At 70.2% G+C, this 11,636-nt stretch carries 12 protein-coding genes; 6 read left to right on the top strand and 6 right to left on the bottom strand.

Going from position 1 to position 11,636, the window contains the following annotated elements:
• Nucleotides 1-2: 2 nt before the first annotated feature.
• The gene (locus AB0J16_RS46430) at nt 3-752 is read right to left on the bottom strand and encodes a sulfite exporter TauE/SafE family protein (protein ID WP_358552144.1); all 750 of its coding nucleotides are present in this window, start codon (nt 750-752) and stop codon (nt 3-5) included.
• Nucleotides 753-867: 115 nt separating this feature from the next.
• On the opposite strand from AB0J16_RS46430, the gene AB0J16_RS46425 reads away from it, so the two are divergent.
• Entirely contained in the window at nt 868-1,530 is a 663-nt protein-coding gene (locus tag AB0J16_RS46425; RefSeq protein WP_358552142.1) for a GntR family transcriptional regulator, read from the top strand.
• A 48-nt stretch (nt 1,531-1,578) separates the two neighbouring features.
• Here the strand turns inward: AB0J16_RS46425 and AB0J16_RS46420 are convergent, their stop codons facing one another.
• Nucleotides 1,579-2,106 carry a MarR family transcriptional regulator gene (locus tag AB0J16_RS46420; RefSeq protein ID WP_358552140.1) on the bottom strand — a complete coding sequence of 176 codons (528 nt, stop codon included), beginning with the start codon at nt 2,104-2,106 and terminating at the stop codon, nt 1,579-1,581.
• A gap of 38 nt (nt 2,107-2,144) precedes the next feature.
• Here AB0J16_RS46420 and AB0J16_RS46415 point away from each other — a divergent pair, with 38 nt between their 5' ends.
• Nucleotides 2,145-3,041: a DMT family transporter gene (locus tag AB0J16_RS46415; RefSeq protein WP_358552138.1), complete on the top strand. Its 897-nt coding sequence runs from the start codon at nt 2,145-2,147 to the stop codon at nt 3,039-3,041.
• Here AB0J16_RS46415 and AB0J16_RS46410 read toward each other — a convergent pair.
• Nucleotides 3,023-4,402 carry an FAD-dependent monooxygenase gene (locus AB0J16_RS46410; protein ID WP_358552136.1) on the bottom strand — a complete coding sequence of 460 codons (1,380 nt, stop codon included), beginning with the start codon at nt 4,400-4,402 and terminating at the stop codon, nt 3,023-3,025. The genes AB0J16_RS46415 and AB0J16_RS46410 overlap by 19 nt on opposite strands.
• Nucleotides 4,403-4,491: 89 nt before the next feature.
• On the opposite strand from AB0J16_RS46410, the gene AB0J16_RS46405 reads away from it, so the two are divergent.
• Nucleotides 4,492-4,905, top strand: coding sequence for a glutaredoxin domain-containing protein (locus tag AB0J16_RS46405; protein WP_358552134.1), 414 nt, complete (start codon nt 4,492-4,494; stop codon nt 4,903-4,905).
• Nucleotides 4,906-4,921: 16 nt separating this feature from the next.
• Nucleotides 4,922-5,596: a hypothetical protein gene (locus AB0J16_RS46400; protein WP_358552132.1), complete on the top strand. Its 675-nt coding sequence runs from the start codon at nt 4,922-4,924 to the stop codon at nt 5,594-5,596.
• 118 nt (nt 5,597-5,714) lie between these two features.
• Here the strand turns inward: AB0J16_RS46400 and AB0J16_RS46395 are convergent, their stop codons facing one another.
• From AB0J16_RS46395 to AB0J16_RS46385, 3 genes are all read right to left on the bottom strand, one after another.
• Entirely contained in the window at nt 5,715-6,104 is a 390-nt protein-coding gene (locus AB0J16_RS46395; RefSeq protein WP_358552130.1) for a hypothetical protein, read from the bottom strand.
• An 83-nt stretch (nt 6,105-6,187) separates the two neighbouring features.
• Nucleotides 6,188-9,538: a tetratricopeptide repeat protein gene (locus AB0J16_RS46390; RefSeq protein ID WP_358552128.1), complete on the bottom strand. Its 3,351-nt coding sequence runs from the start codon at nt 9,536-9,538 to the stop codon at nt 6,188-6,190.
• A 227-nt stretch (nt 9,539-9,765) separates the two neighbouring features.
• On the bottom strand, nt 9,766-10,452 hold the full coding sequence (locus tag AB0J16_RS46385; RefSeq protein WP_357958170.1) for a response regulator transcription factor: 687 nt from the start codon (nt 10,450-10,452) through the stop codon (nt 9,766-9,768).
• Between the two features lie 175 nt (nt 10,453-10,627).
• Here AB0J16_RS46385 and AB0J16_RS46380 point away from each other — a divergent pair, with 175 nt between their 5' ends.
• Complete coding sequence (locus AB0J16_RS46380) at nt 10,628-10,879, top strand: MoaD/ThiS family protein (RefSeq protein ID WP_357958303.1); 252 nt, start codon at nt 10,628-10,630, stop codon at nt 10,877-10,879.
• Nucleotides 10,880-10,950: 71 nt separating this feature from the next.
• Nucleotides 10,951-11,616 (top strand): DUF2993 domain-containing protein, encoded by a 666-nt coding sequence (locus tag AB0J16_RS46375; RefSeq protein ID WP_358552126.1) that lies wholly within the window; start codon nt 10,951-10,953, stop codon nt 11,614-11,616.
• Nucleotides 11,617-11,636 lie beyond the last annotated feature (20 nt).

Raw genomic sequence — 11,636 nt, 5'->3', positions numbered from 1 at the left:
GGTTACCTTATGAAGAGTGCGACGGACAGGACGAGACCGGCGCCGACGATGAGCCAGCGAAGGTATCGGGGTGGCACGCGCCGGGCGAGGACCACTCCGCTTCGGCCACCGGCGAGGCCGGTGAGCGACATGACGGCTACCGGGATCCATTCCACCGGCCCGAACATGGTGAAGCACAGCGCGGAGACCGAGCCGACGAGCAGTGACAGGGCGCCCTTGAGGGCGTTGAGCCGGTGCAGGTCCGCGGCCACGAAGGCGCCGAGGACGGCGAGCATCATCACGCCGAGCCCCGCGGCGAAGTAGCCGCCGTACATCGAGACCGCGAACTGGCCGATCAGCAGCCCGCGCCCGCCGCCGGCGGCTCTCGCTTTGTCGAGACGTCCCGCCACCATGCCTTGCAAGGCCAGGGCGATGACCGACACGAGGACCAGAACCGGGACGATGGATCGGAACTGCTCCGCCGGCGCGCCGAGCAGGATCGCCGATCCGCACGCCGCGCCGGCGACACTCACCGCGGCGAGTTGCCGGACCTTCGGGCGGACCGTGCCCAGTTCGTCACGGTATCCGACCAGCCCGCCCACATAGCCGGGCAGGGTGGCCAGCGCGCTGGTGACGTTGGCCGCCACGGGTGAGTAGCCCATGGCCAGCAGTGTGGGAAACGAGATCAACGAGCCGCCGCCGGCGACCCCGTTCACGGCACCGGCCAGGAAGCCCGCAACGGCGAGAACGGTCAATCGCAGGGGGTCCAGCACGGCGCTCCTTGTCTCGAATGTCTGGGTACTAAGTATCCACTGCATGCAATGCATGTCAAGGATTCATTCGGCGTTCACAAGGTCGACTGATTTGCATGCAGCGTATACTGAGCGAATGGCGATCTCCTCGGACTCCCAGCCCGGTAGCGCCCACGCGGTGTACGTCGCACTGCGCCACAGATTCTCGGATGGCGAATTCGCGCCTGGTCAGCGGCTCACCGAGACCGCTTTGGCCGCGGACCTGGGGGTCAGCCGGACGCCGGTGCGCGAGGCGATCGGCAGGTTGCTGGCCGAAGGGCTGGTCATCCCGGCGGCGCGAGGGGTCGCCGTCGCGGCGCTGACCTCAAGAGAGGCGCAACAGCTGTTCGTACTGCGCGCCGATCTCGAGGCGCTGGCCGCGGAGCTGGCGGCCAAGCGGCAGGCGCATGGCGAGCTCGCCCCCATCGAGGTCGATGCCCTCGATCGAGCCGTGGACCAGGTCGAGATCGCGGTGAAGGCGCAGGACGCGCGCGCTTCCGCGCAGGCCAACCTGGCCTTGCACCGCGCCATCGGAGCCGCGGCGGGCAACGCTTTCCTCGAAGACGCCCTGCACCGTGTGTGGGATCGAATCGCGGTCACCACCGTGGCGAACCTGGATGACCCCCACTGGGCCGGTGCGATCACCGAACAGCACCGCGCCATCGTCGCCGGAATCCGCGCCGGAGACCCGGAGACCGCCCGGCGCGCGGCCAAGGCGCACATAGAGGCGGCTGGTCGCGCGTATCGGCCGGTCACGTGAGGTCAGAGTAGGAACCGGCCTCGGCCCGTCATGACCCAATAGATCGCCTCAGGCCTGATCATCGAGCTTCGCGGGCCGCGGCGCCTCGAAGCAGGCGAGCCAGGTGGTGAGCAGCGACTCCAGCTGGGCGGCCTGTTCGGGTGTCAGGCCGTCGAGCAGGCGGCGCTCGTTCGCCACGTGCTCGGTGAACGCCTGGTCGAACAGTTGCCGGCCGGCTCGGGTGAGCGCGACGACCCGGCCGCGCCCGTCGCTCGCGCTGCGCTGGCGGGTGACCAGACCGGCGCGTTCGAGCCGGTCGATGCGCTTGGTCATGGCGCCCGTGGTGACCATGGTGTGCGCGGCCAGCTCGCCGGGCGCGCGTTCGTAGGGCGCTCCAGCGCGCCGGAGGGCGGCGAGCACGTCGAAGTCTCCCTCGCCCAGCCCGTACTGGCGGTAGACCACGCACAGCCGCTCGGTCAGGTGACCGGCGAGGCGGTGCAGCCGTCCGATCACGCCCAGTGGGCTCACGTCCAGGTCGGGCCGTTCGCGGGCCCACGCCTGCTGGATGCGGGCGACGTGGTCGAAGTCGTTCGTCACGATTCCAATATAGCTTCCACGGAAGCTATATTGCTTCCATGGAAGGTACTTTTCGGTGGGCGGCTGTGACCGCGCTCGCGCCGATCGCCTGGGGCTCCACCTATCTGGTCACCCACCGATTTCTGCCACCCGATCATCCGCTGTACGGGGCGGTGATCCGGGCCCTGCCGGCCGGGTTACTCCTCCTGCTGCTCGCCCGGAGGCTCCCCCGGGGAGCGTGGTGGTGGCGTTCGCTGGTGCTCGGCACGCTCAACATGGGGGCGTTCTTCGCGCTGGTCTACCTGGCCGCCCAGAAGCTGCCGACGAGCATGGCATCGACGATCATGGCGACCTCCCCGGTGATGATGATGCTGTTCGCCTGGGCGGCGCTGGCCGAGCGCCCAAGGATGGCGCACCTGACCGGGGCCGGGATCGGGATCGCGGGCGTCTGCCTGCTGCTGCTCGACGGTACGGCGTCGGTCGACGCCTCCGGCGTACTGGCCTCCGTCCTGGCCATGGTCATGTCCTCGGCCGGCTATGTGCTGGCCAAACGGTGGAGCGCGGGGGTCGACGTCTTCTCGCTGACCTCCTGGCAGCTCATCGCCGGCGGGATCGCGGTGCTACCCGTCGCCGTCGCCGTGGAGGGCGCGCCGCCGTCGCTGGACGGCCCGGCGCTGTTCGGCTTCGGCTATGTCACGGTCGTCGCGACCGCGCTGGCGTTCGCCGCCTGGTTCGCGGGGCTGCGGCACCTGAGCGCCGCGACCGTCGGTCTGATCGGGCTGCTCAACCCGGTGACCGGCGTACTGCTCGGCACCGTGCTCGCCGGCGAGACGCTCACCGCGCAACAGGTCTGCGGGCTGATCCTGGTGCTCTCCGGCATCCTGCTGGGCCAGCCGGCCGCCAAGCGCCTCGTCGCGCTGATCACGACAAGGCTCAGTCACACCATGGCCAGATAAGCGGCGAGCTCCTCCGCTGACGAGGTCGAGATCCCGACATATCCATCCGGCCGGATCAGCGTGTGGCGCTCGGCGCCGTACGGCTCGGCCAGCTCGTACGCCCGCACCTCCGGCCCGCCGACCACGCGCGGCGCCGGATCGGGCGACAGCAGCGTGAAGTGCGTCCCCCGCAACAGGTCGAACATCCGGACCTGAGACCCGTCGGCCAGCCGCACCCGACCATCCGGCACGCGGTCCCCGCCCCGCCGGGCCAGCGAGCCGCCCCGATAGCTCACCATCAGCTGGTGGGTCTCCTCGTCGCGTTTGTGGGTCTTCTTGTCGAGCAGGTCGGTGCTGAGGCCGAGTACGCGGGCGGCGACGGGCCGCCGCTCCTCCTCGTACGTGTCGAGCAGCGCCTCCGGCGCCCCGGCCAGCACCCTGGCGAGCTTCCAGCCCAGGTTGTAGGCGTCCTGTACGCCGGTGTTGAGCCCCTGCCCGCCGGCGGGCGAGTGCACGTGGGCGGCGTCCCCGGCGAGGAAGATCCGGCCGGTCCGGTAGCTGTCGGCCAGGCGGATGTTCACCCGGTACAGGGACGACCACAGCAGCTCGGTGATCCGAACCCCGCCCAGCATCGACCGTTCCCCGAAGAGCCGCTGGAAGCCGGCGAGCGTCTGGTCCGGCACCACGCCCGGCTTCAGCGGGGCGAGCATCTGGAAGGTGTCGGTGCCGGCCATCGGGAAGAGCACCACCATTCCCTTGCCCGGCCGATACCAGACATGGATGTGGTCTCGGCCGAGCCCCTCGACCCGTACGTCGCCGAGGGCCATCCGCTCCTCCTCGCGGGTCTCCCCGGCGAAACCGATGCCGAGCGCCTTGCGTACGAAGCTCTTGCCGCCGTCCGCCGCGACCAGGTAGTCCGCCCGCAGGGTCACCCCCGCGCTCAGCCTGGCCGTCACGCCGCGCGCGTCCTGCTCGAAACCGGTCAACCCGGTGCCCTGCTCCACCTTTCCGCCCAGCTCGGTGAGCCGCTCGCGCAGCACCGCCTCGGTGCGCCACTGCGGGTGCATCATCACCATGGGGTACGGCACCGCGTCGGTGGGAGTGACGAGCTTGTGCATGCGGCCCTGGTACACCGGCACCCTGCCGATCCTCCCCCGAAGCGGCGGATAGAGCGTCGTAGCCGCCAGGACCCGGTCGATCACCCCCAGATCATCGAAGACCTCCTGTGTCCGGGGCTGTAGCCCCTTGCCCTTGGAGCCGCCCAAGGGCTCCGGCGCCTGCTCCACGATGCGGCAGCCGACGCCGCGCCTGGCCAGATCCACGGCGAGAGTGAGCCCGGTCGGGCCGCCGCCGACGATGAGTACGTTCGTCTTCTCGGTCATGGTGCGACCATGCCTGTCCGTACTGCCAGATCTCTGTCAGCGTCCCGCCCGCCACTGTCATCGTCAGACTCGCTTGAGATACTTCCCATATGTCCTCCGTGATCTCCAGTGCGCTCTCTGTGATCGCGATCTCCTTCCTCGTCCTCTATGCGGCGTGGATGATCATCGCGAACCTGCCCCGCCGGGATCGGGCGACGTCGCACGCGCTGGCGGATAGAACGGGCGTGGTCGTCTACTGGCGGCCCGGCTGCAGGTACTGCATGAGGCTCCGCGCGCGTCTGCGCTTCACCCGGCTGCGGCACGCCGAGGTGAACATCTGGCGAGACCCTGAGGCGGCGGCGTTCGTCCGCTCGGTGGCGAACGGGAACGAGACCGTGCCGACCGTGACGGTGGCCGGAAAGACGATGGTGAACCCGTCGAAGGATCAGCTGCTGGAGGCGGTCAAGACGGAGGCCCCGCACGTGCTGCCCGACCCCGGTGGCCGCGGCGGACGGCAGTCCTGACTGGCATACTGCCCGGATGTCCGACTTCGCTGCCTTCTTTGCCGCCGGACGCGACGCCCTCCTGTCGGGGCGCGCCGTCCACGACCGGCCGATGGTGCAGGGTGGCGCGCGCTGGGGAGCCGCCGCGGTCCTGCGGCCCGCCGGTACGGTGCTCGACCGGCTGGTGGAGCTGGCCCGTGAGGCGAGTACGGTCGCCGGGCCCGGGCACTGGGCGCACGGCGCGGACTGCCTGCACGTCACACTGCGGTCCCTGGAGCATTACCGGTCGGTCATCCGCATGGACGATCCGCTACGGCGTGCCTGGGCCGACGCTCTGCGTGAGGCGGTCGCGGGGTTGCCGCCGGTCCGGGTGGTGCTGCGGGGCGTGAGTCCGCACGCGGGTGGGGTGCTCGCCTGTGGTTACCCGGTCGACGACGCGCTGGTCACCCTCCAGAAGCGGTTCGCGCACGGGCTGGCCGCTCGTGGGGTGCGCGACTTCGAGCGTGGCCGGGTGCGTGATCGCTGGTACGTCAGCCTCGTCCACTTCGCCGAGCCCGTGTCCGTGACGACGGCCGAGGCGATCGTCGGGTGGTGCGACGAGCGGGCCGACCTGCCGATCGGCCTCGCGGAGCTCACCGCGGCCGAGATCGTCCAGGCTGTCTTCACAGGGACCGGGGTGCGGCTCGACACGCTGGAGTCGGCCGAGCTCTGAGGGGGCGTCAGTACGGCCCCGCGCCGCGTCGACGCCCCCCGCCCCCACCAACGCACAACCCCCACCGTCGCCCAAGGACCGCGCGGCCCAAGACCGTGCGGCCCAGGACCCCCGGCGGCTACCTCACCAGCAGCGCGGTGACGAACTGCAGCAGGTGCCACGCCACATAAGCGCTGAGCGAGCAGAACGCCCACTCCTTGGCCCGTGCGATATGCGACACCCACCGCAACGCCTCGGCCGGCTCCCGCCGCGGCCGAGCCGTGATGGCGAGGAAGCCCGCCGCCACCAGCCAGGCCGCCCCCGACGCGGTCACCAGCCCCAGCGAGATGGCCAGCAGGGGGCCCGACCCGGGCATCGGGTCGGTGGGGGAGAGTTGGCGGATCCAGGCGGCGAGCACTCCGGCTAGCACGGAGAGCGTGATCCGCCGGTCTTTGCGTCCTTGTCGCTTGAGCCAGTGCAGGTCCCGACTGAGCCAGCGCAGGTCTCGACGCGGCTGGTTTCTGAGCATCCGGTTCACCTCCGTTGGAGTAGCTGGTAGCACCAGCTAACGGCAGGGAGCCGGTCAAGATCTGCGACCTCAGGTCGCGAAATTTACGACATTTGGCGGAGTTCTGCGGTGGCCTTCTTGAGCTCGAAGACGTCGCCCACCTCTTCCAGGATGCGTACCGCCTCCCTCAGGTGGGCCACGGCTTCCGCGCGGTCCCCGACCCGGTGGGCGATCAGGCCGATGGCCCGCAGCGCACAGCCCAGGTCGCGCCGGGTGCCGGAGTCGAGATGCACGTCCCTGGCCTGCGACGCGAACGTCAGCGCCTCCACCGGCCGGTCCAGGTCCAGCAGGATCATGGCCAGCGTGGTGAGCGCCGCCGCCCAGCGGTCCCGGGTGCCGCTCTCGTTCTGCAGCTCGACCGTCTCCCTGGCGTACCCGAGCGCGGCGGCCGGCTTGCCCGCGACGTGCATGGCCTGCGCGATCGACAGCAGCGAGCTGGCCTTGTTGTCGCGCAGCTCCTCCCTGATCGCCAGCGACGCCTTGGCGGCGCGCAGCGCGTCCTGGTGCCGGTCCAGCGACAGGTACGTGTAGGCCAGCGTCTCCTGGACGTCCGCCTCGGCCCGGCGGTTGCCCATGCCCTGGACCAGGTCCAGTGCCTCCAGCGCGTGGACGAACGCCACCTGCGGCAACCCCTGGCGGCGCCGTACCCGCGCCAGCCGGTTGAGCATCCGCGCCTCGACCGGCAGGTCGTGGATCTCCCGGCTGATCGCGAGCGCCTGGTTGAGGTAGTCGTCGGCGCGCAGGTAGTCGGCCAGCCGCCAGTGCACCAGCCCGATGTCGCCGAGCGTCTCCGCCCGCCCCTGCTCGTGATGGAGCTCCCGCTGTACGGCCAGCGCCTGCTCGTAGTGTTCGAGGGCCTCGTCGTAACGGGAGCCGTTGCGCGCGATGCGCCCCAGCGTGCACAGGGCCCGGCCGCAGCCGTGCTGGTCGCCGGTGGCCGTGTACCCGGCCAGGGCCCGCTCGGCGTCGCGCTGCGCGTCGTGCGGCAGCCGGAGCGAGTCGTAGATCTCGGCCAGGCAGAGCAGCGTCTCGGCCTCGCTGTGCTCATCGCCCAGGTCGTGGCAGATCGCCAGCGCCTCCAGCCCCTCCGACAGGGCCGCGTTCGGCTCGCCCAGGTGGTGCTGTACGCGGGCCAGGATGATCAGGCTCTGCGCGGTGCCGTGCGGGTCGCCGAGCTGCTCGCGTACCTCCAGCGCCCGCCCGGCGTGGTGCAGCGCGAGTTCGTGCCGTTCCTGGGACAGGTGCAGCCGCGACAGCGAGTGCAGGCAGTCGGCGACCCCGGCCAGGTCGCCGATCTCCTGGTAGAGCTCCAGGGCCTCGCCCGCGCACTTGAGCGCGTCGCCGCTGTTGCCGGCGATGCCGTGTACCTCGGCCAGGTCGTTCAGGGCGCGGGCCCGGCCCTCGCGGTCGCCGAGCGAGGTGAAGTCGGACAGCGCCTCGCCGATGTAGCGGGCGGCCTGAGTGGAAGGGCCGATGTCGCGGTAGATCGAGCCGAGATGGCTGCGCATCAGCGCGATCGCCCGCCGGTCGCCGATCCGCGCCGCCGAGTCGAGCCCGATCTGCTGGATCTCCAGGTCGTTCTGGTAGTACCGCAGCCGCCTGAACGGCTCGAACACCGCCTCGGCCAGCCGCCAGGCGGCGTGGTGCGCGCCGGTCTCCTCCGCCAGCCGTACGACCGAGACCAGCGAACGGCGCTCGGCCTCGAACCACGCGCGCGGCGTGGCCGGATCGGTCGCCATGCCCAGGTAGTGGTCGAGCAGGCGGACCCTGGCCTCGCGCACGCCCGCCTCCGCGTGCCGGCCCAGCTCCCTGGCCAGCCGCTTGACCAGGTCGTGCACGCGATAGCGTGTCTCGGCCATCGGCTCCACCAGGTACGCCCGGTGCAGCCCCTCGACCGCGATCACCGCCTCGCTGACGGAGCCGCCCAGCGCGGCGGCCAGCACCTCGGGCGTGAAGTCCCGGCCGGGCAGCAGCCCGACGTGCCGGAACGCGCGCCGCTGCGGCGGAGACAGCGACTCGTAGGCCAGGTCGAGCGCGGAACGGAAGGCGTCCTCCGGATCGCCGGACAGCGGCTGCCGCTGGTCGGGACCGCGCAGCTCATGTACGCGCGACTCGACGCTCAGCCCGGGGTCCTCGGCGAGCTTGGCCGCCGAGATGCGCAGCGCGAACGGGTGATACGAGCAGACCCTGGCCAGCTCGGCCAGCGCGTCGCGGTCGGCGGCCCGTGGCGACTCCTCGCCGAGCACCGCGACCAGCAGCGCGACGGCGTTGCCCGGATCGAGGACGGACAGGTCCATCAGGTCGGCGTGCCCGGTCGCGCGCAGCGGCGCCATCCTGGTCCTGCTGGTCACCAGCACCACGCAGTCCTTGCTGCCGGGCAGCAGCGCCCGCACCTGGGCCGGGTCGGCGGCGTTGTCCATGATGAGCAGCAGCTTCCGCCCGGCCAGCCGGCTGCGATAGAGCAGCATCAACTCGGCCTCGTCGGCGGCGGGCATGTGCTCGCCGACGCCGAGCGAGCGCAGGATCTGCCCGAGCGCCTCGGCCGGGGTCATGGGTGGCTGGCTGGGGGACTGCCCGCGCAGGTCGATCACGATCTGCCCGTCGGGGAACCGGGCCGCCTGCTGGTGCGCCCAGCGCGTGACGAGCGCCGTCTTCCCCACGCCGGGAAGCCCCTGTACGACCATCGTGTTCGGGCGGCGTGGCCGGTCCAGCCATGAGGTGAGCAGATCGAGGCTCTGCTGCCGCCCGGTGAAGTCGGACACGTCGGCGGGCAGCTGAGCGGGCCGGGGCACCTCTCCGGCGGGCAACGGCTCAGCCGACGCGCCCGGCCGGGTCAGGAACTGGGTGACCCGCCCCTCCCAGGGAGCGGACAAGTGCTCCCAGGCCCCGGCGACGCCCCGCAACGCCGCCGCGTCGGCGATCCGCAGCCGCCGATAGCCGGGCCGGACCAGCCACCCCTGCCGTACCCACCGGGTGAGCTGCCGCTGCACCACATCGGGCGCGCTGCCCACCAGATCGGCCAGCGTCTCCATGGACAGGGGCGGCGCCGACTCGCCGGCGAGCCCGTAGCGCTCGTCCAGGTGCAGCAACCACACGGCCAGCCGCGCGGCGACGGGCGCCCGGGCCAGCGCCTCATGGCGGCGAGCGGCGACGTCTCTGGCGAACAGTTCCTGCACCAGCGCCATGGCCACCGCCGTATTGGCCGCGGCGTGCTCGCGCAATGTCCGTACGTCGATGGACCAGGCGCGTACCTCGGTCAGCGCGTCGATCCGCACCCGTTCGCCAGGACTCCAGAACGCCAATTCCCCGACGAGATCGCCGCCGGCCCGCAGATCGTGAATGCCGTCGCGCTCGCCGCCCGCTAAATACTCCCGCGCATAGCCATAATCGATCACAAATACTCGGTTGCTCGGCCGAAATGCCGAACAAATGCTCTCGTTACGCCGAAAGATTCGGGGCCGCGCGCCTTCTTCGACCAGCGACCGGAAGATCCCCACCCCGACACCACCCCTCTCGGGACGGCGGTGTCCACGACCGAACGACATGACAGCGATACGACGGCTGAGGGCCGCCCTGTCACATCAGTGGAACCCTGGGTGCGTCACATGTCAACCGTGGAGGATCAGACGTGGGCCGGGTCGGTGCGGTCGGGGACGAAGCGGTAGCCCACGTTGCGGACCGTGCCGATCAGCGACTCGTACTCCGTGCCCAGCTTCGCGCGCAGCCTCCGGACGTGCACGTCGACGGTCCGGGTGCCCCCGAAGTAGTCGTAACCCCACACCTCCTGCAGCAGCTGGGCGCGGGTGAACACGCGGCCCGGATGCTGGGCGAGGTATTTCAGCAGCTCGAACTCCTTGAACGTCAGATCGAGCACCCGCCCCCGCAGCCGCGCCGTATATGTCGCCTCATCAATGGACAGATCACCGCTACGGATCTCGTCCGGAACATCCTCGGCCTGAGTCGTACGGCCGACGGCCATTCGCAGCCGCGCCTCCACCTCAGCCGGCCCCGCGCTCTCGAGCAGCACGTCGTCGACCCCCCACTCGGCGGTCATGGCCGCCAGCCCGCCCTCGGTGACGACCACCAGCAGCGGGCAGTCGATGCCCGTCGTGCGGATCAGCCGGCACAGGCTTTTGGCCTGCACCAGCTCCTTTCGGGCATCGACCAGAACGGCGTCGGCGGGCGGCGTGTCGATCAGCGCGGACGCCTCGGCGGGCGAGACGCGGACCGAGTGGAGCAGCAACCCCAGCGCCGGAAGCACCTCGGCCGACGGCTCAAGGGCGTTGGTCAGCAGGAGCAGGTTGCTCATATCGGCCTCCTCAAACACACAAGGACCCGGGGGCTTCGTCGCCCAGGTCCTGTAGGCGAGGATATCTCACGCGGCGTTCGCGTCCATTGCGCGTCCACCAGATGAACAGCGCAAACCCTGGAACGCCGATGTTAACGCGGTCGCACAATGGAGCCGAGAAGAATGTGAGGTGGCCATGGCCACGGGAAAGGTACGTTATTGGGCCGCCGCGAAAGAGGCGGCCGGAGTCGCCGAGGAGCCGTTCGACGCGGCCACACTTGGCGAACTCATGACAAAAATCACACAAAATCGTGCCGAACTGGCCCGCGTGGTCAGCCGTTCGTCGTTCCTGGTCGACGGCTCGCCGGTGGGCAAACGGGCACACGAGGAGGTGATCCTCGGCGACGGAGCGACGGTCGAGGTGCTGCCGCCCTTCGCCGGGGGGTGATCGAGCGGTCGGCCAGGGAATGAGGCATTCCAGTCGATAAGCTCATGATCCCCCGTGAGACAGGATGTCCGATGCGCAAACTGATCGTTTTCTTGATCGTGCTGGTCGTTCTCCTCGCTGTCGTCGACCGGGTGGCGGTCACCGGAGTGCAGCGCGACCTGGCCAACAGGATCTCCGCCGCGGCCGACCTCAACAACCAGCCGACGGTGACCATCGAGGGCATCCCATTTCTCACACAGGCGGTCTCCGGCCGCTATCCAGAGGTACGGTTCAATCTCGGCACTCTCACCTACGGGGGAGTTCCGGTGAAGGACCTGCAGGGCGTCGCCTACGACGTGACCGCCCCGCTGGCCGACGTGCTCCAGAACAGAGCCAACGTCCGGGCCGGGCGCCTGACCGTCCACGGCACTCTGACCAGGGCGACGATCGACAAGTACGCACCGCAGGGCGTCAAGATCTCCGGGAACGGCCAGCGGCTCGTCGCGTCGGGTGAGGTGACGGTAGGGGTGAACAAGGTGAAGTTCAACGCGGAGATGCGCGTCCAGGTGGCCGACGGCGGCATCAAGCTCCAGGCGGAGAAGATCCAAGGTGTGCCCGACGCGCTCGCGAAGTTCGTGACCTACACGATCCCGTTCAAGGGGAAGCTCCCGTTCGATGTGAAGGTGACCGGAGTGAAGAGCGTGGCCGACGGGTTGGAGTTCGCGGCCGAAGCGTCTGACGTGCCACTCCGTGGATGACATCGAACCGGTCGGTCCCG

The sequence above is a fragment of the Nonomuraea sp. NPDC049750 genome (assembly GCF_040659625.1).
Classification (GTDB): domain Bacteria; phylum Actinomycetota; class Actinomycetes; order Streptosporangiales; family Streptosporangiaceae; genus Nonomuraea.
The sequence above is the reverse complement of the archived record's forward strand: the minus strand, read 5'-3'. Positions and strand labels throughout refer to the sequence as shown.